Annotated in this window: 23 protein-coding genes and 1 pseudogene; 14 read left to right on the top strand and 10 right to left on the bottom strand. The window is 46.6% G+C overall.

All coding sequences use genetic code 11. From position 1 onward, the window contains the following. Positions 1 to 87: 87 nt before the first annotated feature. The gene (locus ACTWJ7_RS33100; protein WP_301247370.1) at positions 88 to 264 is read right to left on the bottom strand and encodes a hypothetical protein; all 177 of its coding nucleotides are present in this window, start codon (positions 262 to 264) and stop codon (positions 88 to 90) included. Between the two features lie 210 nt (positions 265 to 474). Between ACTWJ7_RS33100 and map the strand changes: the two genes are divergently transcribed. Together map and ACTWJ7_RS33090 are read left to right on the top strand one after the other, a co-directional pair. Further along, complete coding sequence (gene map, locus ACTWJ7_RS33095; RefSeq protein WP_301881924.1) at positions 475 to 1,221, top strand: type I methionyl aminopeptidase; 747 nt, start codon at positions 475 to 477, stop codon at positions 1,219 to 1,221. A gap of 171 nt (positions 1,222 to 1,392) precedes the next feature. After that, a pseudogene (locus tag ACTWJ7_RS33090) lies at positions 1,393 to 2,408 on the top strand (NADP-dependent oxidoreductase). A 148-nt stretch (positions 2,409 to 2,556) separates the two neighbouring features. Here ACTWJ7_RS33090 and ACTWJ7_RS33085 read toward each other — a convergent pair. From ACTWJ7_RS33085 to ACTWJ7_RS33065, 5 genes are all read right to left on the bottom strand, one after another. Then, positions 2,557 to 3,372: a lanthionine synthetase LanC family protein gene (locus ACTWJ7_RS33085; protein WP_443146277.1), complete on the bottom strand. Its 816-nt coding sequence runs from the start codon at positions 3,370 to 3,372 to the stop codon at positions 2,557 to 2,559. Positions 3,373 to 3,389: 17 nt separating this feature from the next. Then, positions 3,390 to 5,204: a type 2 lanthipeptide synthetase LanM gene (lanM, locus tag ACTWJ7_RS33080; protein WP_443146276.1), complete on the bottom strand. Its 1,815-nt coding sequence runs from the start codon at positions 5,202 to 5,204 to the stop codon at positions 3,390 to 3,392. Continuing rightward, entirely contained in the window at positions 5,129 to 5,824 is a 696-nt protein-coding gene (locus ACTWJ7_RS33075; RefSeq protein WP_443146275.1) for a hypothetical protein, read from the bottom strand. Before ACTWJ7_RS33075 ends, lanM begins: the two co-directional genes overlap by 76 nt. 191 nt (positions 5,825 to 6,015) lie before the next feature. Beyond that, entirely contained in the window at positions 6,016 to 6,252 is a 237-nt protein-coding gene (locus tag ACTWJ7_RS33070; RefSeq protein ID WP_094938128.1) for a mersacidin family lantibiotic, read from the bottom strand. Between the two features lie 63 nt (positions 6,253 to 6,315). Further along, positions 6,316 to 6,504, bottom strand: coding sequence for a mersacidin family lantibiotic (locus ACTWJ7_RS33065; protein WP_094938127.1), 189 nt, complete (start codon positions 6,502 to 6,504; stop codon positions 6,316 to 6,318). Between the two features lie 244 nt (positions 6,505 to 6,748). Here ACTWJ7_RS33065 and ACTWJ7_RS33060 point away from each other — a divergent pair, with 244 nt between their 5' ends. From ACTWJ7_RS33060 to ACTWJ7_RS33025, 8 genes are all read left to right on the top strand, one after another. After that, a complete protein-coding gene (locus tag ACTWJ7_RS33060; protein ID WP_301881915.1) occupies positions 6,749 to 7,009 on the top strand; it encodes a helix-turn-helix domain-containing protein in 261 nt (86 codons plus the stop codon). Beyond that, positions 7,002 to 10,706, top strand: a complete 3,705-nt coding sequence (locus tag ACTWJ7_RS33055; RefSeq protein ID WP_443146274.1) for a S8 family serine peptidase — start codon at positions 7,002 to 7,004, stop codon at positions 10,704 to 10,706. The genes ACTWJ7_RS33060 and ACTWJ7_RS33055 overlap by 8 nt, the downstream gene beginning before the upstream one ends. After that, positions 10,703 to 10,885, top strand: coding sequence for a hypothetical protein (locus ACTWJ7_RS33050; protein ID WP_301881909.1), 183 nt, complete (start codon positions 10,703 to 10,705; stop codon positions 10,883 to 10,885). The genes ACTWJ7_RS33055 and ACTWJ7_RS33050 overlap by 4 nt, the downstream gene beginning before the upstream one ends. A gap of 124 nt (positions 10,886 to 11,009) precedes the next feature. Then, a complete protein-coding gene (locus ACTWJ7_RS33045) occupies positions 11,010 to 11,891 on the top strand; it encodes a site-2 protease family protein (protein ID WP_443146273.1) in 882 nt (293 codons plus the stop codon). Positions 11,892 to 12,141: 250 nt separating this feature from the next. Further along, positions 12,142 to 13,059, top strand: coding sequence for a polyprenyl synthetase family protein (locus ACTWJ7_RS33040; RefSeq protein WP_094938121.1), 918 nt, complete (start codon positions 12,142 to 12,144; stop codon positions 13,057 to 13,059). 248 nt (positions 13,060 to 13,307) lie between these two features. After that, positions 13,308 to 13,490: a competence pheromone ComX gene (gene comX, locus ACTWJ7_RS33035; protein ID WP_094938120.1), complete on the top strand. Its 183-nt coding sequence runs from the start codon at positions 13,308 to 13,310 to the stop codon at positions 13,488 to 13,490. 32 nt (positions 13,491 to 13,522) lie between these two features. Then, positions 13,523 to 15,844, top strand: coding sequence for a sensor histidine kinase (locus ACTWJ7_RS33030; protein WP_443146272.1), 2,322 nt, complete (start codon positions 13,523 to 13,525; stop codon positions 15,842 to 15,844). Between the two features lie 29 nt (positions 15,845 to 15,873). After that, positions 15,874 to 16,530: a response regulator transcription factor gene (locus ACTWJ7_RS33025; RefSeq protein WP_094938118.1), complete on the top strand. Its 657-nt coding sequence runs from the start codon at positions 15,874 to 15,876 to the stop codon at positions 16,528 to 16,530. A gap of 197 nt (positions 16,531 to 16,727) precedes the next feature. On the opposite strand, the gene ACTWJ7_RS33020 is transcribed toward ACTWJ7_RS33025, so the two are convergent. After that, the gene (locus ACTWJ7_RS33020) at positions 16,728 to 17,213 is read right to left on the bottom strand and encodes a CcdC family protein (protein WP_285079057.1); all 486 of its coding nucleotides are present in this window, start codon (positions 17,211 to 17,213) and stop codon (positions 16,728 to 16,730) included. A gap of 544 nt (positions 17,214 to 17,757) precedes the next feature. Between ACTWJ7_RS33020 and ACTWJ7_RS33015 the strand changes: the two genes are divergently transcribed. Next, positions 17,758 to 18,888, top strand: a complete 1,131-nt coding sequence (locus tag ACTWJ7_RS33015) for a hypothetical protein (protein WP_301881890.1) — start codon at positions 17,758 to 17,760, stop codon at positions 18,886 to 18,888. A gap of 95 nt (positions 18,889 to 18,983) precedes the next feature. On the opposite strand, the gene ACTWJ7_RS33010 is transcribed toward ACTWJ7_RS33015, so the two are convergent. Both ACTWJ7_RS33010 and ACTWJ7_RS33005 read right to left on the bottom strand, forming a co-directional pair. After that, positions 18,984 to 19,556 (bottom strand): TetR-like C-terminal domain-containing protein, encoded by a 573-nt coding sequence (locus tag ACTWJ7_RS33010; protein ID WP_301881887.1) that lies wholly within the window; start codon positions 19,554 to 19,556, stop codon positions 18,984 to 18,986. Then, on the bottom strand, positions 19,553 to 20,278 hold the full coding sequence (locus ACTWJ7_RS33005) for an MBL fold metallo-hydrolase (RefSeq protein WP_443146450.1): 726 nt from the start codon (positions 20,276 to 20,278) through the stop codon (positions 19,553 to 19,555). Before ACTWJ7_RS33005 ends, ACTWJ7_RS33010 begins: the two co-directional genes overlap by 4 nt. 433 nt (positions 20,279 to 20,711) lie before the next feature. Here ACTWJ7_RS33005 and ACTWJ7_RS33000 point away from each other — a divergent pair, with 433 nt between their 5' ends. Together ACTWJ7_RS33000 and ACTWJ7_RS32995 are read left to right on the top strand one after the other, a co-directional pair. Next, on the top strand, positions 20,712 to 21,176 hold the full coding sequence (locus ACTWJ7_RS33000) for an Rrf2 family transcriptional regulator (RefSeq protein ID WP_301881886.1): 465 nt from the start codon (positions 20,712 to 20,714) through the stop codon (positions 21,174 to 21,176). A 249-nt stretch (positions 21,177 to 21,425) separates the two neighbouring features. Beyond that, entirely contained in the window at positions 21,426 to 22,052 is a 627-nt protein-coding gene (locus ACTWJ7_RS32995; protein WP_301881884.1) for a nitroreductase family protein, read from the top strand. Positions 22,053 to 22,164: 112 nt separating this feature from the next. Here the strand turns inward: ACTWJ7_RS32995 and ACTWJ7_RS32990 are convergent, their stop codons facing one another. After that, entirely contained in the window at positions 22,165 to 22,836 is a 672-nt protein-coding gene (locus ACTWJ7_RS32990; RefSeq protein WP_443146271.1) for an S-layer homology domain-containing protein, read from the bottom strand. A 407-nt stretch (positions 22,837 to 23,243) separates the two neighbouring features. On the opposite strand from ACTWJ7_RS32990, the gene ACTWJ7_RS32985 reads away from it, so the two are divergent. After that, positions 23,244 to 24,302 carry a lactonase family protein gene (locus ACTWJ7_RS32985; RefSeq protein WP_301881883.1) on the top strand — a complete coding sequence of 353 codons (1,059 nt, stop codon included), beginning with the start codon at positions 23,244 to 23,246 and terminating at the stop codon, positions 24,300 to 24,302. Positions 24,303 to 24,763: the final 461 nt, after the last annotated feature.

Here is a 24,763-nt window from a genome sequence, read left to right as displayed (position 1 = left end):
GTTGCAGATCACCCCTTTCAATACATATGCGGATTAAGCGCCAGTCTAGGCTGGTATGAACTTCTGGTTCAAAAAATGAATACCCACTTAGCTGGAGCTATGTTTTCTGCTTTTATAATAACCGGAGCCGTGGCGGCTATCCCGGTGTTTTGCATCTGAAGATGAATATCGTCTGTAGTTGCGTTTGCCGGAGGAACTGCTATATCGCTTACGGTGCGAAGAAGATTTGGAATCCAGAAGTTTGCCTAACATTTTCCTGAGCATGAGGTTTCCCTCCTTTCGACTTCAGCCGTTTTAAGCATATACGGGGCTCCGTCGAAGCGGGTTTCGAATTTTTTAAAGGGGAATAGTATTCATTGGACAGGAGCTTGGCGTATAATAGGATGTTGAGGATTACACGGAATTTTTTATTTGGAGCATTTCGCGTTACAATAGAAGACAGGATAAGATTTTAACGGACAAGGAGAATCTGTAATGATTACGTTGAAGACTAAAGAACAAATAGAATATATGAAGAAGGCCGGAGAAATCCTTGCCGCATGCCATAGAGAAATCGCAGGAATGATCCATCCAGGGATCACAACACAGGAAATCGATCAGTTTGCAGAAGCTTTTATGAAGAAAAATGGCGCTACGCCGGAACAAAAAGGATACAACGGGTACCAATATGCGACATGTGCGTCAGTTAATGATGTGATCTGTCACGGGTTCCCGGGAAAATATGTACTGAAGGATGGCGACATCGTTACGATTGATATGGTCGTGAATCTGAACGGCTGGTTGGCCGATTCCGCGTGGTCGTACGCGGTGGGTCAAGTGACTCCGGAAGCACAGCACCTGCTGGATGTCACCAAAACCTCCCTCTACAAAGGGATTGAACTGGCCGTGGTCGGCAACCGGATCGGGGATATCTCCAATGCGATTCAGACATATGCGGAAGGTGAAGGTCTATCTGTCGTCCGTGAATTTATCGGTCACGGCATCGGTGAGAAGATGCATGAGGAACCGCAGGTGCCTCACTACGGCCCACCACACCGTGGTCCACGTCTCAAGGAAGGTATGGTAATTACGATCGAGCCCATGCTGAACATTGGTACGTACCGCAGCAAGCTGGACTCGGATGGCTGGACAGCGCGTACCCAGGATGGAAGTCTGTCTGCCCAATATGAGCATACGATTGCGATTACAGCAGATGGTCCTGTGATTCTGACTGCCCAATAATGGCTCCCGGTGTCTTCAATGGGATGATATTTGCATATTTCCAGGCGGCCCACGTTTGTGATCCGCCTGTTTCGGTTTAAACTATTTAGAGGCGATTCACATAGAGCCAGTGGTGAATGATATCAGCTGACTGAGGGTTAACCCTGGTCCACTGGCAAGAAGGAGGTCATTTTGGTGTCTGAAAATAAACAGATCGTACTTGCGTCTCGTCCCGAAGGTGCCCCATCCAGAGAGGACTTTAAATTCATTGATGCACCGCTTCCTGAACCGGATGCAGGACAAGTCCTGGTACGTACGCTATATTTGTCTGTAGACCCGTACATGCGGGGCCGCATGAAAGATACGAAATCTTATGCTCCCCCTATGCATTGAATGAAGTGATTAAGGGCGGAACAATTGGTCAGGTGGTGGAGTCTTCGGAGCCCAATCTGCGCAAAGGGGATTTGGTATCCGGAATGTGGGGCTGGCAGCAGTATGCAGCCGTTAATACGGGAGACATTTCCCTGATTGATACAGGAGAGGCTCCACTTACAGCTTACCTGGGTGCGCTTGGCATGACCGGGTTGACCGCTTATTTTGGCATGGAAGATATCGGCAAGCCAAAGGACGGCGAAACGGTGGTGGTATCGGGAGCAGCCGGAGCGGTAGGTATGATAGCGGGGCAGATCGCCAAGATTGTAGGTGCACGAGTCATCGGAATTGCGGGTTCTGACGAAAAATGTGCTTATCTGAAAGAAAAACTGGGATTCGACGTGGTGTTGAATTATAAGCGTGAAGAAGATATGTCTGCTGCCATTGAACGGGCTTGCCCGGCTGGCGTAGACGTGTATTTCGACAACGTTGGCGGTGAAATCTCTGATGCGGTATTGCGCCATATTAATCGGAATGCGCGTATTCCAATTTGTGGACAGATTTCGTCATATAATTTGGAGAAGCCGGACATCGGTATGCGCCCGCAGACGGTGCTGTTAACCAATACAGCACTGATGAAAGGCTTTTTGGTAGGCGACTATGCCAAATCCTTTAAGGAAGGCCGGGCCAAATTAGCGAAATGGGTAAAGGAAGGCCATATTCAATACGAAGAGAACATCGTGGATGGTTTTGAGCGCACGCCGGAAGCCTTTATGGGCCTTTTCTCCGGGGATAACCTGGGCAAACAGCTTGTAAAGGTTGCTGACCCCGAGTAAATCGGGCTGTGTAGTCAATAAGTCTTCCTGTAACACAACGAAGCACCGCGACAGAGTTGTGTGCGGTGCAAACGTTTGCTATCCTATCAACTATAACAAAAAGTTACAAGTGTCGGTTAGTTGAGGCGGATTTAATTTGATAGTGATGTTAAGAGAGTGCAGGCCGTGCAAGCGATAAGACCGAAGGCACGCCTGTCGGATCGACAGTCCGTAGAAGCTGGTATCCTATCCCTGAATAGCCAAGGAAAAATCCCGGCGTGGCTATTGCACGGGGCACGCCAGTCTGCCAATGACCAGTCAATTTTTTCTCGCGGATCACATGCTGAGCAAGTAGTCGGGCTTTTTTCAAGTCTTCTTGACGTCCTAGGATCAGCCCGGATTGGAGTAGAAACTCCTGAATGCCCATATCACCGTGACATAGACAGTGGCTTGCTCCGATGCCTCCATTCAGCGATGAGTGGATGGCAGTTTCGATTTCGTCCAGCATCACAGTGCGGCCGCCAAAGGACTCACTATCTTGAAGCAGGAGTAAACGACTCAGCCCGATTCCCGTGGAACCATGGCACCAGAACTTAGACGAGTGGGCTTCTGGAGCCTCCAATTTCCGCAGATCCGTCCAGTTTTTTTTCGCCGAATCGTATAGCGAGCGGTCATACCTCAGTGCAGCTTCGGCTGCTTCCAGATAACGTGGATCGCCAATAATTCTGGCGAGTCGATTAAGCGACCAAGCTATGCCAGCCGAGCCATGTGCGAAGCCTCCCAAGGGTTGTTTACTTTTCAAGGGAGAAGGCCAGCCGAGCCCGTCTCCTACAGGTATCGCATATTCCAGCAGTCGGTCACCATAGAGGATGGCCGTGTCCAGTGCTTCTTCTACTCCTTGCTCATGGTAGAGATCTAATAGCACCGGTATGATACCTGCACCCCCACCCAGCACGTCATAGCAGTTGTCGAATGGCACACCCATACGTAGATGATTCAGGATCAGCGCTGTTTTTCGCTCCAGTTTTTTTCACTTAAACCTAAATTGGACAATTGAAGCATGCTGTAAAGCACGGAAGCTTGTCCATAGAACGCCGATCCGAAGCTAGTGTTATAGGGCAGTGATGCAATGGATGTTCGCATAGAACGTTGAGCGAGGTCACTGTATTTATGTTGGCCTGTGAGACGTCCTAGCTGCGCTAGAAAAAGAGATGGCCCCGCAGCTCCGTCATATAGACCACCTTTCATCGCTGCTACGTTCCATTGCCCCCTATAGTTCATACCGACTCCAACCCATGTGGCGTCATGTCTTCCAACGCTAAAGATTGCTTCTCGAAGCAGGTAGTCGCCTATTTCCGAAGCCTGTTCCAGAAAATTATAATTCTGATCAATGGATTCTACTAGCTGGTCGTCGGATGCGTCCGTTTCTTCAAGATTTACCAAGATTTTATCCTTGTTGCAGTATTCCTTTTCTGTTGTACGCCAGTCAGCTGAGCCAAGAATGGAGGATATGATCCAGTCCACCTGTCGATCTTCTTCGTCGTCTAAGGAAAGTAGACGCTTTAAAGCTAGATCATAGCTAGAAGAGGCAAAGAATTCAGGAATACGTTGGCCTCGGCTATCGAACAGATCAAGTGAAGAAGGGGTCGTAGTGAAGTAGGGAATGTCGCCATATAGCAGATCCTGTCGTTCCGAAGCAATAGCACGTGGATCGAGTACTGTAAACCAGAGACGGTCCATTAGGAGTTCGCGTTTAAAAGCATCGCGTGTATAATTCGGATGTCCCGATTCCATCAAAAAGTTCGCATAGAACTGTGTAGCTCTCAAAATAATTCTCACGGTGTCGTTTGCGAAAGGTGCGAGTGGACCATTATTCTTGTCAAGTAGCAGCGTCCGATTACGACGAAAAATTGAACATGCTTGTCGGAAACCTTCCACAATATGATCCACATACTTGGCTGCATGTGTTGGAATATTATTCAGCATAGGGATGTTTTCTGATCCCTTGGTAGACTTGGCCTTGCGTACGAAACGCATCTCGTCAGTTTCGTCGTTTTCGACTTGAAGTACCGGGAATGGAAGTACTTGCTCACCACCACCTATACCGCTCATTTCGACTCCGAATCCTTCCTCGTTCTGATACAGTAGTAGTGGGAGTAGCCCCGTGCCGATGACCGAATCGACGATCTTTTTCTTGGCTTCCACATCGGCTGTATCCGGGAAATGAAGTGTAGGTGTATTGTGAAACACCGTTTCCAGGTCGATTGGGGTCGGGTGTTCGCCGGATGCAATCACGTTCTCCATGTGGAAATCAGTGCCGCGCATACTGTATAGTATTGCGAGCAAGCCACCAAGCCGAGTGTAATAGCGTTCTACCTCGTCTGAATTCGTACAGCCCGTCTGCACGATAAACTCTTCCCACCCGTAGTTTTCCTGATCTAGCACCCGCATCGGTTTGAATTCGGGATGGAATCCTTGACTGTTCATCCAACCAAGAAAATCACTGAAGTGTTTCGAGGCTCCGAGTGGTTTTGGCTTATAGACCAGTTCGGTACCATCTTCCAATTGCATGCGAATGACGGAACGACCCTTCTGGTGTGCATCGCCCATACCGGCTACAAACGATTGCAAGCGACCACAATCTTGTGGCAGCCCAAGTGTCAGGATCAATTTGGGGCGGTCTGCGGTAAAACGCTCTATCGCTTCCAATGTTGCGTTGACGATAAATATCGTTCGGATCATCAACATACGGGCGAGCATAGGATACTCATTGTACAAAAATTCGATCTGAGCTGTATCCCACAACTTTCTTTCCACGAAACTGCGAAATCGTTCTTCGGGGGTGCCCCGTATAGCTCACCCATCTGCTTGGCTACATGCAGTTCCAGGACGAACGTTCGCGCCCCAAACTGTAATAGACACTCCGCTAGATCTTGAAGAAGCTTCTCTCTTAAACGATCCACATCTGCAATCAAGCGTACTTCTGTGCATTCGTCCACGAAGGTATCCCATTGTCGAGCTGCCCAAAGCAGGAAAGGACGGAATGCTGAAATCAGCTTGGTCGGAGCTCCACTTTGCAGAGGGATGGAGCGATTCAGAAGCAACGCCTCTTCCCATTCTTTAAGTCCGATTCGCACTTGCTCTTTTGCTACCGGATTATTTGTGCTCAGTGCTTTGGTATTCAACGAAAGCAGAAGCAGATTACCAAACTCTTCTTCACTTAAGCCCGACGCATTCAGGCGAGCCTGATATTGGTTATCATCTAGTAGTAGAGCTTCATTCCTCCAATGGTCTATTGCTGTTTTACGCGCTTCTGCTTGATTCTCAGACTGGTCCAATGTGTCCAAAAAGTCTTTCCGCTCTTCAAAAAAGAGAGCTGAAGCATTCAGAGCACTATATTTGGAATCGTGCGATTGAGTCGTTAGAGTTGACATCATAATTCCCCCCGATTCATATGATGGGTTCATCATAACAAGAATGAATCAGAAATTGCACTTCGCAAAATAGCAATTTATGATTCATAATCAAGAATTCAGAGCAACGCCAAAAAGTGTACAACCCAGTGGTTGTACACTTCGCAAGAACTCAAAATGAATCGTTATAATCTTATGAGAATCTTCGTGATGATTTAACAGCTTTTGATTGTTAGAACGATTGTAACACCTACCGCGATCCCGCCACCTACAGCTGCGCAAGTTGCTGAAGACGCAGCAACGGTTGCAGCAACCGCACATACAGGAGTTGTCTCTGGTTGTACATCACCGCCGCCAAACACACGAGACAGTTCAGCATGACTCAGTTCAACTAATGCTTCTCCTGCCGGATTCGCACTTTCTAGGGCGTTCAGGACGTCTTCTCTTTTCATTTTAAATTCCTCCATATTTTTTATTTTGTTTTTTAGTAACAAAGTAAGGAAGGCATGATCTCATTAACAACTTGTCACCGAGAGAATAACTCCGATTCCCACACCTACGAGGAATCCGCATAATGGCGTAGTTTCCGGTTGTACATCGGCGCCGCCGTGTACTCGCATCAATTCTTCCTGACTCAGCTCTACCAGAGTCTCTCCCACTGGACTTTGGGTTTCAAGAAAACGAAGTGCATGTTCACGATTCATATCCGATCACCTCCTCTCGTGCTTGGTTTGTTGTTCATGGCTTAATCTTACTGGGCATGAGCATTTCGCGGTACTACGCAAAATGGCAGAAATTAACTTGCTTTGTACAACGCAACAGGAGCCTGACGACCCGCAGTTCATATCGCAAGAAAATGGCGTAATCTGCAGAGGTTGTTTTCGGTGCGAAACCACGCAGGAGCCTCTATGATGAAGCTCAAGCACCTCAATAAACGATAGGAGTGAAATGGCTATGCATCTAAGTGAGAAAGAAAAGGAAGTTGCGATTTTGGTTGCACAGGGTATGAAGGACATAGAAATTGCACAGCGCTTATTTATCAGTCGTAGACGTGTAGGTGAGATTATCTTCTCCATTAAAGTCAAATGGGAGATTATCTCCCGGGTACAAATCGGCATCCTTGCTTGCCATCTTGGATGGGTCTGCCCACCTGTAGATGCTCTCTATAATGAGGTACGACAACACAAGCGGGGGTTGACTTATGCCTAGATTAAGGGTCCCTTTTATTGAGCAGATGGAAGATTCAGAATGCGGAATTGCCTGTGTCGCAATGATTATGGCAAGTTACGGTTGCCGTGTTTCGTTACACGAGATCAGGGAACGCTTCGGCGTTGTTCGTGGTGGGAGTTCACTTCTGCAACTGATCACGATTTCTTCCGGCTATTCCATGAAGAGTAAAGCATATCGAGCTGACGTTGACGAGCTACGCAAACTGCCACTCCCGGCAATTGCCCATTGGGAAAATAAGCATTTTGTCGTAATCGAAAAAGTAGGCAAACACAAGGTCACGATTGTAGATCCTTCATTTGGACGCAGGACGCTCTCTTTGGTAGAAATGCGTGAAAAGTATAGTGGACATTTACTTTGTTTAGCACCAGATAATGGGTTTGAGCAGCGAAAAGGGAGAAATAATTGGGGATTTTTCATCAAGCTTGCATTTAAACAACCGAAATGGTTAATCGGAATTCTGTGTGTGTCTCTTATTCTGCAAAGTTTTGGTCTGATTGCACCTAAGCTGACTGCCTATATCACAGACAGTCTTTTGATGGATATGGATCGAGATCAGACTTCCTTGATCGGATTTGCTCTTCTTTCGCTGTTTGTCTTCTACGAAGCTTTTTGTATGTTGAGAGGTTGGTCTGTCGCCAGACTTCAGAGTGTAATGGATTTGAGTATGATGCAGACTTTCATTGGACGATTGTTCCGACTTCCTTATTCTTTTTTTGAATCCCGCACAGGCGGCGAGTTGATGTTTCGAACTAATGCGAACGTATACATACGGCAGATTCTGTCGAATCGCATGGTGACGGTCGTAATCGACTTCATTTTGCTGATATCTTATGCTGTGCTGATGCTGGTGGAATCGAGTTCACTCGCATTATTGGTCATCGGTGTGGGAATTGGAATATTCATGGTATTGGTCTTGACGACACTAGTGACCAGGAAGTTCTCCAGTCGCGAAATCACCGAGCAAAGTCGGACACAAAGTTTTCTCGCTGAATGTATCTACGGGATCACCGATATCAAGCTTGCAGGTGCAGAAGATCGGATTTTCAATTCGTGGCGCGGGTTGTTTACGGGGCAATTGGCGGTGACACAAAAGCGCAATGTTTGGGTCTCATTGCTCGAGTCCTTTTCGACGGGAATTCAGTTCATTCTGCCGTTGCTGCTGCTGTGGGCCGGAAGCCAAGCTGTGTGGAGTGGACAGATGACACTTGGCAGTCTACTGGGATTTAACGCACTTGCGATGGCTTTCATGATCCCCATCGTCTCACTGGGCTCAGCTTATACACAGTTGCTTACGGTCAGTTCTTATTTGCAGCGCATCTACGATGTAATTGAAGCGAAGCCTGAGCAAGAAGAAAATGGCGAAGTCGTAGAACGTTTGAGTGGCCGGATCGAATTGGATCATGTCTCTTACCGATACACCCCTTTTTCAGCCGAAGCAGTGCAACAACTGGATTTTCAGATCGAACCTGGTCAGAAAATTGCGATCGTTGGTCCTTCCGGTTCAGGCAAAACAACACTGGCCAAACTATTGCTTGGCTTCTATATGCCGACCGAAGGCGAGGTACGTTATGACGGGCGTTCGTTAAAAAACATGGATTTGCAGTCGCTACGAAAACGTGTGGGTTCGATTTTGCAGGACACACGACTGTTCCAACGAACTGTGGAAGAAAACATACGTATGCTGAACGACTCAATAACATTGGAACAGGTCGTACAGGCCGCCATCAAGGCGAATATCCATGAGGAAATTCTCAAGCTCCCGCTTGGTTATTCGACGATGGTGTCTGAAAGTGGTGCAAACCTATCGGGTGGACAGAGACAGCGGTTACTTCTGGCTAGAGCTATTGTAACTGAGCCTCATATTCTGCTGCTGGATGAAGCGACCAGTGCACTCGATAATTTATCCCAAGCCAGAATTGAAGAAGCTTTGTCGCAGATGAACTGTACACGGATCGTTATTGCCCATCGTTTGAGTACAGTGATTGATGCCGACAGAATCGTTGTAATGGACAGAGGATGCATCGTGGAAAGTGGCAGCCATATGCAGCTAATCAGTCAGAAAGGGTTATATTACCAACTTTATATGAATAAGGGGAAAAAGAGCATGAACTGGCAGTCTAAAGTTAATAATTTGAAGGTTTGCGTTTTGTCCTTATCTATGGCCTTGTCAGCAGGATTAGTAGGAATATCAGGCGTAGCAGTGACGGGAGTAGCTGATGCCTCTGCGGCCATGGAGCTTAGTGTAACAGGGGATTCATACAGTAGACTTATCTTATTCAAGGAAGGTATGTTTCCAGAGCAAGCAGCTACTCTTTTAGAGGGATGGAAAGATATCCAAGCTACTATAGTGCCAGAAACAGGGCTATTACGGTTGAGTGGGTCCTCCCCCACACTCGTGAGAGAAGCGGAGTTAGCTGTTCTACAAGCATTCACAGATGTGGTGGAGTACACTGGCAGTGATCCGAAACTGGAACTTAAATTGGACGATTCAGAAGTGATTGCTGCTGCGCTCAATCCACAGGCTGTGCAACAAAATCTAGCAGATATTCAAGATATGGGAGAGAGCCCGAAATTAGATAAGTCAATATTCAAAACAATGGATTTCGAAGGATTAAATGCTAATCGTAGCGAAGAAACAGTTAGGGCAGAGGAGCTATTATATGAGAAATGGGGCTGGGACATCAAAGAAGTAACTGATGATTGGAAAAGTTATGATATTCAACGCGGAAGCCGGGATGTGGTTATCGCTGTGGTGGATAGTGGAATCGATGCTTCTCATCCTGATTTAAAGGATAGCCTTATCGGAACCGGGAAATCATTTGTGCCTGGCATAGAGTCCACTGATGATAACCTTGGACACGGGACGATGATTGCTGGAACGATCTCTGCGGATGGAAAGCTGCTTGGTGTGGGACCTGGGCTTGGATTGGTTCCTTATAAAGTATTCGATACGGGAAAGGCGGATAGTTCTTGGGTCGTTGAGGCCATAGTAGAGGCGGTAAACGATAGCGTCGATGTGATTAATCTCAGTTTAGGGACTTACAAGTCTTTATTGAAGCCTGATGACCAAGCAGCGCTACTCGCTTATGAACGAGCGTTGGCATATGCTCAATTAAAAGGGGTGACTGTGGTAGCTTCCTCTGGTACAGATGGGCTTAATATTGGTGATCCATCCAGTCTTGCCCAAGCGCTCAAATGGGATGCATTTGAGGCTGCCGTTCATGCACCTGGCGGTTTAGCTGGTGTCATCACTGTCTCTGCCTACAATCGTCAGCATGAAAAATCTTTTTATTCGAATTATGGTTTGCGTGATATGATTGCATCTCCGGGTGGGGATTATGGGAGTACCTGGTTCACCAAAGGTGAGCTGAACTTAACGAGTATGTGCTTGACGACATATCCTACCCATCTTCCGCAGTCAGAACTAAGCAAGCTGGTGGGTCTGCCAGTCGGTTATGAATTTATGATAGGGACCAGTCTGTCTGCTCCTAAGGTGGCTGCTTCAGCGGGGCTACTGATCGCTGAAGCGAAAGAGCAGGGTTACACACTGAGTCCATCTGCGGTGAAAGATATATTATTTGAGACGGCAACTGATTATGGGGAACCTGGAGCGGATGAAGTATTCGGTGTAGGGGGTGTGAATGTATACGCAGCACTAATGCGGTTGAACCCATGAACGGGCGAATTCAAGCAAGAAAAGCTCTTTATGAAAAGTATATGGAGCAGTTGATTCATGAGAGAATGAATATGCTTGAAAGACTATTTCTGGAGATGAATGCGTTTGAAATACTAGTAGGAACTCAAGAGATGGACGTTATGTTTGGAGATTCAGGGGAAGACAGCCCCATGGCGTAGGAGGAAGTGTTTTGAAAAAGAACCTGCTGGTTTTTGTTGGAGTGACGATTGTTGTCGCTCTGGCTACTTCGTTTTTGCTGGGGGATACAGAAGGTATACCAACACTAGGAGGGTGGGGGGAGTTTTGTCGCTTCTTACCCTCTTGCTCATTATTGCAATTGCACTGGTAATAGCTATTATGTTACATGAATTCGGTCATATCCTCGGTGCACTGTTTATGGGCAACCGAGTTACCCATCTGATATTTGGACCATTTCTGTTTTCATTTTCACCGTTTCACCTCGAATGGAAATGGAAACAAGCCTACTTTTTTGGAGCAATGAAAGCTGAAGTCGCTGCTTATGAGGACGAGCGCACATTTGCCTCATCAATACGAGCTCAACGCGTAATTTCTTCGGCTGGTCCGACGTTTAGTTTGCTTCTCGGTCTGCTTGCTCTGAAGCTCTCATCCGATTTTCTCAGCCTGTGGGGGCTGATTGGTCTTTTGTCAGTCGCCCTCGGTATCGGTACGTTATTTACAGATGGAACAAACGCTCTTTTGCTCGGTAGACGCAACTATTCACTTTTCTTTGCTTGGAATGCGTTGATTACTGCTAGCGCTATGGACGTCAGGAAGCTGGATTTTCTGCTTAAGGATTCACGGCGGTATCTGTATGAAGTAGCAGAGAGAAATGATACTAAATGGAGCAAAGATCTGCACAATCTGAACGTTTTATATTTTTATACAGCGATGCAGGGTGAAAGAAATCATGAAGATATTTTAGTCACCAGGCTGATAAAGAATTTAGTCGAATTTTGGCAAGAAATAAGGACAACCCCCTTACACCAGAATACAGTAGCAATGATTCTGTCTGAAGAGGTCATTCGATTGAAAGAAGTGAGTGACCATAGGGGGCGGACATTCTCTTACATCTTCTGCTCAACAAGCAGGTACTGGATCCATTGTCTTTACTCAAAGTGGAGGCTTTTACCCATTGTTCGGATGAAAGAGCGGATTCATACTTGAGTTATATTCGAAGTATGTATTCCCCGTTGCATCCTTACGGCGCATTACTCAGTTTTGAAGAACAGCGCCTAAAGACTTTAGAACAAGGTAGACTTCTGAATAAATCTTAAGTGGAGCTCTTCTGGCTACTATATAGCCAGAGGAGTTTTTTTGTCTTTAATTATTAGGAAGTTGATCTAAAAAAGATAAATATGATATCTTATTGGAAAATATATTCAAAATGGAAAAAAGAGAATAAGGAGGATGTGTTATGGTGGAAGACATGAAGATCGAACAGATATTGTGCCAGGCTATAGAGAAAGAATTTACAGATGAGGTACTTTGCAAGCAAGCAGTGGAATGTGTCTTGTACAAGTTGCAAGGTGGAACTAAAATCGGAAATCTGACAAGTTTGCACTATCAAATCTATGGTGGTGAAGGCAAAGCGATTTATAGGGCGGTCGCTGCCGTCGAATTGCTTTTGCTCGCGCTAGACATGATCGATGATCTTCAAGATCGTGATAATACAGTGGCCGTTTGGAGCTCCATTCCACAAGAGTGTGTACTAAATATTGCGCTTGGTTTCGTATTCTTGTCCCAACATCTCTTGCTGGATAGCGACTTTGAGACCACGAGAAAATATAAGGCTGCCGCTCTGCTGAACACCCAGGCTATAAAAGCGGTAAACGGTCAGATGATGGATTTGACAAGCCGGATTCTCAGCGAAAGTGAGTATATACAAACAGTTGTCGACAAATCAGCATCCTTGATTGTGATGGCTTGTCAAATAGGTACGGTTCTCGCATGTGGAGAGAGCCGTGTGGAAGTAGAAGAATACGCCGAGCAGTTGGGTTTAGCCGCTCAGATCAAAAATGATATTTTGGATGTGATGAATCGGGAAGGGAAGAACGACTTTTGGAATCGAAAAAAAACCCTTCCTGTGCTTGCTTTAATCGCGCATCTGAATGGGCAATCCCACTGGGTGATTGATTATTTTGAAGGTCGATTAACGTACAAACAAGTTTGCAACAGAATAAACGAGCTACTAGAGTTATTGGAGAATTCCGGTGCATTAACATATGCTTCTGTTCATATGCGCATCGCTTATTATCGTTATCTCCGGTTGGTTGAGCAGTTGCCCATTCAAGATGGGTTCAAGAAACGTTTATCTGCTGTGATAGAATCCTGATGCCTGTGTAAAGAGGATTGCAGGTAAAGTTGCAGATCACGCAACAGAGCGCAAATTCTTTTGCGGGAATTACAATGTGGGTTGTCGTTTCATGTTCTTTGTTGTACTGATATAGTAAAAACAAGCCGGACAACCGCAGTTCATACATCAGAAGATCATCTCATACTCGTATGCAGCCGGCGTAGAATATATTAGGAATGGGATTTAATGCTCATCAAACTAAACTACGATACAGGAGGCTGACTGGAATGTTGAAGGAAGCTATTGAGATGTTGATGAAGGAAAAAAATGCGTGTAACAGTTTGAAAAGTGGACAATTGTTTTTCGCCGGACTAGGGGAGATCGAACACCGAGCATTACTGGATGTGTTCACTTTTCGATCGGAAGGTCGCTCCATCACCAGTCAGCAGATTTCAAACTGGGGCGATTAAATCATACATAAAATAGGTTGGAGGATTTTGAATTGAGGAAAGGGAATTGGCTAGCCGCAGTTTTGATATACATCGTCATTGTCGTATATGATATCCTCCTCGTTGTTGGGTCACCTTTAATTCATATTGAAGTTGAGACAGATGTAACAGGGTATTATAAAGTGAGCTCTGTTGGCGATGAGGGATGGGGTCGAGCTTATATGGAGCCAGGAGACGTCGTGATTGCCATCGACGGGGCTTCACCAGCGAGAAATTTCACTGTTCAACATTACGGAAGGATTGAACGAGCTGAGTCGATTACCAAAATAGGGGCAGATGGAAAGGAGCAGCTTCTGACGATCCAGAAGCTGCCTTTGCACGTATCACTACTTTCCATTAAAGGTCCACTGAGTGCGTCTGTACTTTTTCTTTTTCGTCGCCGTAATGGGGCGCTACCGACGGAAAGATTCATCGGCATTTCTTTTGGCGCTCTTCTTTCTGTTCACAGTTCTAGCCTATCTGGGTGGTTATACTACAGACCGATACGAACCTTTTGGACGTCTTTTTTCTATTTATCCTTTCTAATGGTACCGATTCTATTTATTCACTTTATGAATAGCTATCTAAGAAAGTTTGAAGAACGGTTTATATCCAAACCCTGGCTTGTTCTGTTTTATATCTGCATCGTGTTCCACATAGTCATGAGGTCGATCCGTGAACTCATTGACGTGGAATTCTACTCTTATGGATCGACATTACTTATTTTATTTTTTGCGATACCCAACATTCTAATTGTCGCGAAGCTAATTCACAAGTATCGCAAACATCGCTTGGATCATTTGCATTCGTTGTTCAAATTGACGTTAATTGCACATACGCTGGCCTTTCTCCCGTTTGTCTGTCTGTACAGCCTGCCATCACTGATCAATTATCCAATTGTATCTAACGATGTGGCTGCAGCCTTCTTGTTAACATTGCCGATTATTTATATATATATGCTGACAACGAGAAGGATGTTTGATGTTGATTTTATACTAAACCGCTTTATTTATCATGCTCTTCTTGCCATAATACCTTCTGCGTTGATGGCCACGCTTGGGATGTGGATAGCCAATAGCGGAGGGCCGAACGGGATTGATGGCATCCGTATGTTTCTCTTGTTTTATTTCCTTCTGGTTATTACGCTGTTTGTCAAGGAATATATGGATCGTCGAGTGAAGAAAAAATTGGGTAGTCGTCTGGATATAAGGGACAGTTTTGAACGATTCTCTCACAATGTATCGCGTGTCATGAAACGCTCTGACCTTGAGAAAGCATTGGAGCAGGAAATAAATTCTTCGCTTCCTGTGTTAGATATGGCTTTCTTCGATTGGGATATGCATCAAACCGAAGTGCGGATTGATCAATTGAGTAAGACAGAGCGTACTGAACTGGCAAGTGAGTTACGGAAAAAAATGAATCGAATCGCTCCAGGATATCTGTTGACCATGTCTCGTGGCATTTGTCTTGTTATTGGAAAGCGTCAGGATTCTTTGTATATACTCTGGATTGACGACAAAGCAAATCATACGCGATTTAACCCGGACGAACGGAACTGGCTCAGTACGTTAGCCAATTATAGCGCTATTGTTTATGAAAATCTTTACTTAATTGAAGGGCTAATCGTGGATATGGAGACGGAAATACAAAAGCACAGTCATGCTCCATCCTGGGTGCTTCGACTAATCTTCAACTTGTCTGAGAATGAGCGACGACGCTTGGCTTCAGATCTGCATGACTCTGCCTTGCAGGATCAGATCATCTGGCTTCGGCGGTTAGAGACAGCTATTCTTGATGAAGAGATGTCTGATGGTTTGCGTAATGAACTGGAACAGATTAAGGAAGGGCTGCTTGATGTCATTCATCAGATCCGCGAGACCTGTAATGAATTGCGCCCTCCACTTTTAATGGAAATGGGACTTACTCAAGCTTTGGAACAGTTGTTTGTTGAAGCTCAGACACGCATGGATTACGTGGTAGACTTCTCGACAGAATCCGTTGATGGGCTGCTTGATGATGAACAGACGCTAGCCATCTATAGAATCACTCAGGAGCTGCTTCGAAACGCAGCCAAGCATTCGCGGGCTGCGAGAGTTGAGATTGGCATTAGATTGGAGGAGGGGGTGCTACATTATACATATCGTGACAATGGCATAGGGATGCAAGAGTCGGCGGCAGAGGACTCATTTAGTCATATGGGGATATCGGGAATAAAAGAGCGCGTCCGTAGCTTTGAGGGAAGCCTGGATTGGTACTCAGAGCCTGGAAAAGGACTATTCGCCGTAATCCGGTTGCCGATCCGTAGTCATGCAGTAACCAGAGCAGATGAAGGATAAAGTAAATGTGGGAAGAAGGAGAGAATCCAATGATTCGTATATTGCTGGTAGATGATCACCCATCAGTAGGAGAAGGAACGAAGCTTCTGCTGGAGCAAGACCCGGAGATTCAAGTGACGGCGCTTACACTTCCCATGGAGGCGTTGGAACGATTGCAAATCGAGAACTTTGACCTATTGCTTTTTGATCTGAATATGCCTGGGATCAGTGGATTGGAGTTGACTAAACGGGTAATCTCGCTCGATCCGGAAAATCGAATATTGATCTACACCGGTTATGACATAAGTCCCAACTTCAACATCCTTATTGACTCAGGGGTGACAGGTTTTGTGAGTAAGACAGCAACCCGTGAGCAGCTTCTGACTGCAATTCGCTGTGCGATGCGTGATGAAGCAGTTATTCCGGTTCATTTGCTCCGTCAATTGCGTCGGAGTGAGATTCATTTGAGTAAACGTAAAGATCAGACCTTGAATAAGGTATCCATCACAGAGCGTGAACAAGAGATTTTGCAGGAAGTTGCAAGTGGCCGTAGTAACAAAGAAATCGCTGCAAAGCTACTCATGAGTCAACGTACGGTTGAGTACAGTCTGACCCGCGTCTTCGAGAAACTCGGCGTACGCTCCCGCTCCGAAGCGATAACAGAAGCGATGCGTATTGGGCTATTGCGTGACAATTCCATTTTATGACGAAAGGAAGATGTAGGCTCTGCTGATGTTGGTGAAAGATGGAGCGGACCATATGGATATTCGAATTCGCATGGATTTCAATTATGGGTAACTTCTGCCTTCTTCCATTTGAAAAATACGCCTAACCCACAAAAAAGACACGTTCTGCACGGTGAAGTGAAGTGCCAGAACGTGTCTTTTCTGTTATTAGGGTGTTGCTAGGATTCGGCAGCAACAACTTCCTTGTAATGTTTGTACATATATACCCGCCAGCGCACGATCATGCCGAAGGCCAGAAGGAAGAATAATCCACCCGTTTGAGGAATGCTTACATAACGCTGAATGACTTCATGCAGGATTAGACGTATAGCCAGCAATCCAAGCAGAATGAAAGCAAAGCTCCGTGAACGTGTGGCAAAAATTTCTTCGTTAACTCGTTCAAACCGTGTACTGCGAATGAGGGGATACGAGAAGATAAACCAGCCCACCAACAGCGCAATAAGTGCCCATAGCAGCGGAACATGAGTCTCCGGTACAACAAACATGAGGAAACCTGTGCTCATCCCCAGAGGAGGAATAAGTATTTTGCGAATGGTTACCGGACGATGACTGGCTTTCATTCGAATGAAGATGGCAAGCAGGGCCATGATGAGCATACCCACGGTTGCACCGATCTGAAGGTAAAACGGACTGATTTGAGCCACGTAAAACGCCCTCTCTCTGGAATAAGATGTTATCCGGACATCCGGAACATGCTACGAATTACCGGAATTTTCTGTTCCTATTATATCACAAACGAAGAAAGCCGATAGAATGCTTAGTGTATCATTTATCCGGATTGTATAAACAGGGTTCATTTGAAAAATTTGTATTATTGTGCCCCGTGTGAAGCGGTTTATTCGAGTAAGGGCAAATCAGGAAATGAACTTACGAATGCAGCAGGATCAAGGAAATCGGCGGTTCCAAGATGGATATGCAGGTATCTGATTGAATCGGGCCTGTTATGCGGCTATACAAACACGTGAAACAGATGAAAGAGCGTGGACGTATTATATACATCCCGATCCGATCTATTGTATCAAAGTACCAGAGACATGGAGTCAGCTGCGAACCCGTGTGCTTGTTGAATGAATAGGATCGGTTCTGGCGTTTGGTGAAGTATGGGATGAAGAAGGACCATAAGAGCGGAAAGGGGTAATATGCCGATCATAGAAATACCTTGGAACAGAGCAAGGAGGAATACGCTTCATGAATAGAAATCACAGGCCGCTCACGGTATGGGCATTGGCTTCCCTCACCGTAGTATCAGTGGTCCTGGTTATCCCCTGGATTTTGTGGCAGTCACAGGCTCCGATACCGCTTAATATCATGATTGTCGATAAAGGTAAACCGGACTTCGCCTATGCGGGGCATAAGGGACTGGTATGGATTCTGAATCAGCAAAAGATTGTCCAACAGACAGGGGAGCATTATCGGTATGAAGAAGACTACTACGGAAATCATATACAAGATGGGATCTCTCGTAGTGAGCGGACATTACCGGATGAGGTAACCGACACGGACTTGATTTACCTGACGGCGAATCTAAATATTTCATCGACAGATCCGAATGAACGGATACAAGGCAAAGCATATGAGGGCCTTACGATATACGATGCGCACAAAATTAACGAAGCTGCAACCAAAGGTGTAACGGTTGTGGTCGAATATAGCGCCTTGTCGAACGCTGCTTCAAACATGACAAGAGAGCAATTGTATCCGATTCTGGGAATGAGAAGCAGCGGATGGCAGGGAAAATCCGTATTGGATCTGCAAAGCACAGATGAAGTGCCCCAGAAGGTACGGATGAACTATGAGCTTCGGGAGAAGAAGAATTGGTTGTTTCAAGGTGCGGGCATTGTACTGATTCATGAGGACGGACGGGTGATTGTACTGAAGCAAGGCCGGGATGTAAAGACGGGTAATATAAAACTTGCCTTCACACAGGAAGGGAAGAAATGGAGTGGCATTACCAGGGACATCCATTACAGCGAATGGTTTGACATCGTCGTGCCTGAACAACAGGCTTCTGTACTGGCATGGTATAAGACGGATCTGACGGAGAATGGTCAGCAGAAACTAATGGACGCAGGTATCCCGGCGGAATTCGCTGCTCTTATTCGGCATGAGGGCTACAACCGGACTTATTATATGGCAGGGTCATTCGGAGAGCTGGAACATTACTCATTCTGGCGCCGTATCAAGGGATGGGATGTCGTGAAAACGAAGCTTACACCCGATCAAGAGGGTGTTCCGGATCGTTTTTACTGGAAAGTATACGTTCCCGTAATGAAGAAGATTTTGCAGGAAATCCAAACAGGGCGAGTACCCTGGCGATAGAGTAACCGTTCCTTCGGTAGCGGGACGGTAGGATACATAAGGAGGGCTGCAGATGATCTGCAGCCCTCTTCCCATTTGGAATCAAGATATATATATCAGGTTGTATGAAGATGTTGCAATCCATTCAGGAAAGCAGTCACGGTCAGCTGTAGGCTCTCATCCGGGTCGAAGCTCATGCCGAAGCCGCCCTTCTCACCCATGGAGGCGAAGCCATGGCAAAGACTGCGTAAACCGCGAACGGCATGCAGCGCTTCCGCTTCACTTAGCGGATAGGGCTGCAACAAACGCAGCAGCAGATCCAGGGCAGCTGTGCTGGCGACAACGAGCTGCGGTTCCTTACGGTCCGGCGCATGGAAGAAGGCTTCGTACAGCCCTGGATGCTTGCGGACGAAGCCGATATACGCGGCAGCGACCTCCTGAATGGCTTCATCGCCCGAACGGCCAGCGGAAGCCTCGGTTAACGCACGGCTGAGCTGCTGGGCGGACATCAACGCCAATTCCTGGCGAAGCCCGGGAAGACCGTTGATGTGGTTGTAGAGCGACGGGGAGCGCACATCCAGCCGCTGGGCCAGAGCGGCCAGTGTCAGCGAGTGGAATCCGTCGCTGTCGGCAAGCTGGGCGGCGGCGCTTAACAAAGCGCCGCGATCCAGCCCTTGGCGGGGGCTCACAGGCGCCCCCCGGCAGGGCGCAGCCGCTGCTCCGCGTCTGCCGTAGCTGCGCGCATGGCCGCGGCGGGCTGACGCAGCGTTCGTCCGTGCCCTACAGCGAGCACGGACGGTTCCAGCTCAGCCAGACGCTTGGCGCTGGCAAGAGCAAGTTCTCGGTTCCACGTCGCCAGCGCGGGGAACGGAAAGAGCGGGCGCAGGCGGCCGGATACGGCGAGGCCGCCGTGCAGCTGGTATGCGTCGCCAGCGATGATCACGCGGCTGCGCGTATCCATGAAGGCCATGTGGCCTGGCGTATGGCCTGGGGTAGCAATGGCGACCAGGGAGCCGATCCGGTCGCCGTCATCGAGCAAGCGGTCCGGCCGGGTGCGGATCGCTTTGGGCACACTGCCGCGTACTGGTGTCTGTGGTTCGCCGGGAAGCAGGGAAGCATCTCCGGCCAGCAGCGGGGCATCTCTTCTGGAGATGCAGACCTCGGCTTTAGGCAACGCATCCTTAAGACCATCCAGTGCACCAACATGGTCGCCATGGGCGTGAGTCAGAATGATTCTGGTAATCGGTTTGCCTAGGGATTGTGCGGTAGCCAGAATCCCCTTGAGACTGAATGGCATTCCGGCATCGATAAGGGTAAACCCGTCTTCTTCTTCAACGAGATATACGTTCACAGGGAAAAGACGCGGAAGGAATGAAACTTGGACAACATCATGCTCACGTGTAATTCGCATCATTGAATCCTCCTTAAAACTAATGTTGTTAGTAATATAACTAATGTCATTAGTTTTTGCAATACCCATGTTGATTTGCTTAAAAAATAGGATATTTTCAGAACCGAAGCCACTTTACAAAAAAAGCGTTTTCAAAATAGGAATAACCGATTATAATAATCTCGTAAGCCCTTTCATATGTCTATCTTATTGGAGCCTTTCGCGAAGCGATCGGCTCACTTTTTTTGTTCTGTTGCCCAAAACACATATAGAACTCAACCATTTCAATTAACCTATGAAAGGCCTGTATATACTGGAATGACAGGGGAATTCAGGCTTTCGAACCCCTTGGCTGAGAGTATTGACAAACATAACTGTTATTCCTATAATGACAGTTATACTTACCTGGATTGAATTTTCATCGGTGAAGGATAGGCCGGGAAGGGAGTAAGTAATGAACAGTGAATTTACCATTGCTGTGCACTGTCTGGTCTTTTTGTCCATGAAGGATGAGTGTATGGCCAATAGTGAAGATTTGTCCCAAAGTGTTGGTACGCACCCAGCCAGGGTACGCAAGGTACTTAGTGTTCTGCGGAAGCACGGATACCTGACAACCAAGGAAGGTGCCCATGGTGGATATCTGCTCAGCCGTCCGAGTGAAGAAATCAAGCTTGGAGACTTGTACAGGCTGGTAGCAGGTGGATCACTTGGACCCAGCTGGTGTTCGGGAGAATCCGGCTCCACATGCGTCGTTTCTTCCAATATGCAGGATGTGATGGGAAGCATCTACGATGGAGGAGAAGTAGCGCTAAGCGCTTATTTTGACCGCATATCTATTGAGGATGTGAAGCATCGTATCGGTAATGGGAAAGAATGTTCCTTGTCCATGGAACCCTTGTCAATGAAGGATAGTTCATGACAGATTTGATCATTACCAGCTCTTCATGATCTAGACCTGCACGGATGTTACCAAACATGTTGGAGAGGCTATATAAGGGCGTTTGCTCCGGTTGTATGATCCGAAGATGTTTCAGGCGATTCCGGGCATAACGTGAACACAGATGGAAGCGATCGTCTGCGCTGATGTTATTTTCGGAAGGTGAGTACTCGGTAGAGTTTGCCCTTGCGAACGTAAAAAAATAAAAAAAGAACTTGGGGAGTGGAACGCATGTCCAGCATTGAAAACAATGAAACACTTCGCGTGATTAATGAACGTCACGCTGTCAAAAAGTACGAAAGTGGTTTTGTTATGCCTGAAGCAGATCTGAATGCTATCCTGACTGCTGCTTCCGAAGCACCATCATCATGGAACCTGCAACACTGGAAATTCCTCGTGATCGAATCCGAAGCGGACAAAGCCAAGCTGCTGCCAATCGCTTACGGTCAAAGTCAAGTCACAGACAGCTCCGTTACTATTGCTGTACTCGGAGATCTGGAAGCTAACCGCAACGCCGTGATTTATGATCAGGCTGTTGAAGCAGGTGCGATCCCGGCTGAAGTTCGTGACGCATTGGTTGGACAGATCAACGGTGCTTACCAAAATCCGCAAATCGCCCGTGACGAAGCGATTCGCAATGCATCTTTTGCTTCACAGAACATTATGCTTGCTGCACGTTCCCTGGGATATGATACTTGCCCAATGGGTGGTTACAACCCGCAACAATTGATCGAAACATTCAACATCCCTGCGCGTTATTTGCCAACGTTGTTGATTACTGTAGGTAAAGCTGCAGTACCAGCTCGTCTGGCAGGTCGTTTCCCGCTGTCCGAAGTTGTTGTAAAAGGTTCTTTCTAAGACTGATCTTGGATCAGTTGTCGTTATAGATATAACGGAACAGCCGCATGTCCCCTTTAGAGGGAACGTGCGGCTGTTTGGTATTTTAAAAAATAAAAAAAACAATGGGGCATTATTTCTCTGGTGTTTCAGGGATTTTTGGTGCATTGAAATCTTCCATATACTCAATCGCGTTATACATCATAACCGCAGCTTCGGCGCGGGTAATCGTTTCCTTTGGATTAAAGTTGCCGTCTGCATCAAGGGTGTTAATCTTCAAGACAAGGGAGCGTTGGACAGCGCCTTGATATTCTGGAGTAAGCTCTTTTTCGTCCGTGATATCTACAGGTTTGATGTTAATCATCGGCAGGCCGCCTTTGGCTTCAATGCCCTGCATCAAGAAAAGGGTATATTGTTCACGGGTCAACGCTTTGGAAGGATCGATATCGTTTGACATCTTAATGCCATTGAACTGGGCACGGATAAAAGCATCACTGTACCATACGCCATCTTTTACGTTGGAGAAATAGTCACTGGGCAGTGGCTGCTTAATAAAACGAATCGTGTCCAAATTCAGATGCAGACCATCTGCAATGAGCTGTATGCCCTGAGCCGTGTTTAGTTCCTGTTCCGGTTTGAACAAGCTGTCACTCACTCCTTTGATTAAGCCATCCTGATGCAGGGATTCAATCTTGTCCGCGCCTGCAATACCTTGAATATCAGTGAATTCTGCTTGAGCTGCATGAATCGGACCCGCGCTCAGAGAAAGGGTGAGTAAAGCTCCGGCGGTTAACGTAGCCAACATATTTTTTTCATATCAGGTTCGCCTCACTTTTCCGGGATTATCCCTTTGTATAAAAGCTATTTGCCCCTATAGACGACCCTATTCGTCAAAAGGTTGCTGCAATTTTCCAATTGAATTTTAATATGAAATGGATCGTTACTACTCCGTTCAACCGTTTCTGCGGTAATGAATCAGGCAATACATTGAGTTTTTGCATACTTGATTTCGTTGGGACATTCGCCATGCGGTGGAGCTCTTGTAAGGTTTCATACTTTGTATTATGGTGAGGGAGGATACCCACTGAAGCAAGGCGACATGAATTGGGTAAATACATAATAGTGGAATTAAACATACGGTTTACAGTTTCGTGTAACGGCATGTGATTATAGAGCAAGATCAACCATTTGAATGAATAGGGAGAGAATGAAATGATGGAAACGACAGCAACCAATGAAGTTTTGTTCTATACAGGTACTTATGCATCAGCGGATCAACCGGGGATTTTTCTATGTGCGTTGAATAAGGATACAGGCGAGATGCGGATTGTAAATCATATGGACGGGGTGGACAATCCGTCATATCTTGCTTTATGCCCGGATGGGACTTGTCTATATGTTGCAAGCGAAACGGACGAGGGCGAGGTGCTCGTCTATCGGCGGGATGCCGCAACGAGTGAACTGCATTTGATGGATCGCAAGTTGACGAAGGGCGCTTCGCCTTGTTATGTATCTGTGACGCAGGACGGCAAATGGGTGCTGACTTCGAACTACAGCAGTGGCAGTGTGAATGTATTCCCGGTGGGGGATCAAGGCACGCTTGGGGAGATGAGCGCGCTGGTTGAACATACGGGAAGAGGGCAGAATGATGACCGTCAGGAAGGCCCGCATGCCCACTCCATTCAGCCAGATCCTTCAGGACAGTATGCTATTGTATGTGATCTTGGTCTGGATCAGATCATTGTGTACCGTAACGAAGAAGGCCGTCTGGTTACACACCGGGAGATGAATCAGCTTCCAGGCTCCGGACCGAGACATCTGGTCTTCCACCCAAACTCGAAATGGGCATATGTGGTCAATGAATTGAGCAATACCGTTACAGCGTTCATGTATGATGAGCGTAGAGGAGAGTTCACTACGCTGCAGCATATCTCCACACTGCCTGAAGGTCATAGTGGAGAAGGTACGTCGGCGGACATCCGCGTGTCCCCTTGTGGGCGTTTCCTGTATGCTTCCAACCGTGGGGATGACAGTATTGTGCTGTTTCACATTGATCAGGAATCCGGTGAGCTGGAGGCTGTTGAATGGACCTCCACCATTGGACAGACTCCGCGTAACTTCAACCTGCTGCCTGACGGTATTCTGCTGGTGGCCAATCAGGACAGCAACAACCTTGTTGCTTTTCAGATCAATGGCGAAGATGGACGTCTGACTCATAACGGGTTCAAGCTGGAGCTGCCGCGTCCAGTATGTATTGCGCCAGTGGTTTAAGATTTTGTTGTGAGACATGGTGAAATAATAGTAGCACATTGCATCTGAAAAGCTGTGAGATCATGTATAAATGCATGGTTTTGCAGCTTTATTTATATTTTTAAAAAATATCTTGAAAATAGTGGCAATTATCACGATAAAATTGTTATTAGATCTTTTGTTCGCTGAAAGAAAAATAGACATCATTACGGAAAGATGTTTATTCTCACCTGAAAGCCTCGAATCCGTCACTTTCCATTGTTAGAGAAGAATCAGAACTTGCCCAAATACCGCAGCGCATCATCAGAACCATAGATCGAGAGACTTGATATTATCTTGCTCTCCAGATCGATGATACCAATTCGGGCATCCTCTGCATTTCAAAATGTCCGTTTGGCGTGCTGAAGAGGCGGTCATTGAAATAGAACTCCATCGTGTACACTATCCTTTTTTGTGAGCATACACATATACGACAACCGAGA

The organism is Paenibacillus sp. 1A_MP2 (assembly GCF_052244825.1).
Taxonomy (GTDB): Bacteria; Bacillota; Bacilli; order Paenibacillales; family Paenibacillaceae; genus Paenibacillus; species Paenibacillus vandeheii.
The sequence above is the reverse complement of the archived record's forward strand: the minus strand, read 5'-3'. Positions and strand labels throughout refer to the sequence as shown.

What these genes read in the sequence shown, in the direction of transcription:
- ACTWJ7_RS33075 (WP_443146275.1), bottom strand. Translation starts at nt 5,824, where the DNA reads ATGATGTCAACTCTAACGACTCAATCGCACGATTCCAAATATAGTGCT.
- ACTWJ7_RS32985 (WP_301881883.1), top strand. Translation starts at nt 23,244, where the DNA reads ATGATGGAAACGACAGCAACCAATGAAGTTTTGTTCTATACAGGTACT.
- ACTWJ7_RS33070 (WP_094938128.1), bottom strand. Translation starts at nt 6,252, where the DNA reads ATGAAAAGAGAAGACGTCCTGAACGCCCTAGAAAGTGCGAATCCGGCA.
- ACTWJ7_RS33005 (WP_443146450.1), bottom strand. Translation starts at nt 20,278, where the DNA reads ATGCGAATTACACGTGAGCATGATGTTGTCCAAGTTTCATTCCTTCCG.
- ACTWJ7_RS32995 (WP_301881884.1), top strand. Translation starts at nt 21,426, where the DNA reads ATGTCCAGCATTGAAAACAATGAAACACTTCGCGTGATTAATGAACGT.
- ACTWJ7_RS32990 (WP_443146271.1), bottom strand. Translation starts at nt 22,836, where the DNA reads ATGTTGGCTACGTTAACCGCCGGAGCTTTACTCACCCTTTCTCTGAGC.
- ACTWJ7_RS33065 (WP_094938127.1), bottom strand. Translation starts at nt 6,504, where the DNA reads ATGAATCGTGAACATGCACTTCGTTTTCTTGAAACCCAAAGTCCAGTG.
- map (WP_301881924.1), top strand. Translation starts at nt 475, where the DNA reads ATGATTACGTTGAAGACTAAAGAACAAATAGAATATATGAAGAAGGCC.
- ACTWJ7_RS33050 (WP_301881909.1), top strand. Translation starts at nt 10,703, where the DNA reads ATGAACGGGCGAATTCAAGCAAGAAAAGCTCTTTATGAAAAGTATATG.
- ACTWJ7_RS33055 (WP_443146274.1), top strand. Translation starts at nt 7,002, where the DNA reads ATGCCTAGATTAAGGGTCCCTTTTATTGAGCAGATGGAAGATTCAGAA.
- ACTWJ7_RS33015 (WP_301881890.1), top strand. Translation starts at nt 17,758, where the DNA reads ATGAATAGAAATCACAGGCCGCTCACGGTATGGGCATTGGCTTCCCTC.
- ACTWJ7_RS33060 (WP_301881915.1), top strand. Translation starts at nt 6,749, where the DNA reads ATGGCTATGCATCTAAGTGAGAAAGAAAAGGAAGTTGCGATTTTGGTT.
- ACTWJ7_RS33100 (WP_301247370.1), bottom strand. Translation starts at nt 264, where the DNA reads ATGCTCAGGAAAATGTTAGGCAAACTTCTGGATTCCAAATCTTCTTCG.
- ACTWJ7_RS33025 (WP_094938118.1), top strand. Translation starts at nt 15,874, where the DNA reads ATGATTCGTATATTGCTGGTAGATGATCACCCATCAGTAGGAGAAGGA.
- ACTWJ7_RS33040 (WP_094938121.1), top strand. Translation starts at nt 12,142, where the DNA reads ATGGTGGAAGACATGAAGATCGAACAGATATTGTGCCAGGCTATAGAG.
- ACTWJ7_RS33000 (WP_301881886.1), top strand. Translation starts at nt 20,712, where the DNA reads ATGAACAGTGAATTTACCATTGCTGTGCACTGTCTGGTCTTTTTGTCC.
- comX (WP_094938120.1), top strand. Translation starts at nt 13,308, where the DNA reads ATGTTGAAGGAAGCTATTGAGATGTTGATGAAGGAAAAAAATGCGTGT.
- ACTWJ7_RS33085 (WP_443146277.1), bottom strand. Translation starts at nt 3,372, where the DNA reads ATGGGTGTGCCATTCGACAACTGCTATGACGTGCTGGGTGGGGGTGCA.